The sequence below is a fragment of the Nocardia sp. NPDC058497 genome (assembly GCF_042720195.1).
Taxonomy (GTDB): domain Bacteria; phylum Actinomycetota; class Actinomycetes; order Mycobacteriales; family Mycobacteriaceae; genus Nocardia.
The window spans coordinates 314-1065 of the sequence record NZ_JBHXMY010001052.1; the positions used below are offsets into that span (position 1 = coordinate 314).

Here is a 752-nt window from a genome sequence, read left to right on the forward strand (position 1 = left end):
TGTTGCCGGAGTCGCCCGGGGGCCCCGCGGTCGCCCGCCCCCACCCCGGGGTGTCGGGGGGGGCTTTTTTGTTGTACGCCCGCCCCCCCCAGGGGGGCCCGCCCGCCGCTGCTCTGTCAGGTCGACCCAGATACTGATCGAGTCTTTGAGATTCTCGCCGAGCCCTGGGATCGGCGCAATCCGGTCACATTGGCACGCCAATGCACAGCTGCGCTCGTCGATGGCTGGGACCCGTTGGTGCAGAATGCCTTCTGACACGAGTACTGCCTGGTATCGCTGCACAAAGGCCGTAGACTGGCAATGCTCCCTCGCGCAGGATGGACCAGTTGGAGGGGACAGTGACTGCAGCATTCTTCGCCGCGTTGGCGGGGTTGGTCGGAGTCATGATCGGACGTTTGACGTTTGTGGGATACACGATCCGAATCGGCTCGCTGGCGTCGCGATCAGAAGACCGCTAGTGCCGCGTCAACCAACGTTGGATAGGTAATCCGGGCGTCGGATCTTGGAGCCGACAGCGAAGTCTCGGACCGTTCCGGCGTGCAGGTTGCGCCAGCGGATGTAATCACCGATCGCGGCATCTTGCTCGGCGTGGCTGCGGTGGTCGGTGCCGTTGCGTGCGAAGTAGCGCAACGCCGCGAACTCGCACTCGATCCGGTTCAACCACGACGAATACGTCGGCAAGAACACCAACTCGACGTGGTTCTCTGCGCATCACGCCCGGACCTCGGCCCGCTTGTGCACGGAGTAGTTCT

The 752-nt window shown here is 63.8% G+C and carries 1 protein-coding gene; it reads right to left on the reverse strand.

From position 1 onward, the window contains the following. Window positions 1-465: 465 nt before the first annotated feature. The gene (locus tag ACFWPJ_RS33640) at window positions 466-660 is read right to left on the reverse strand and encodes a hypothetical protein (protein WP_378857680.1); all 195 of its coding nucleotides are present in this window, start codon (window positions 658-660) and stop codon (window positions 466-468) included. Between the last annotated feature and the right edge of the window lie 92 nt (window positions 661-752).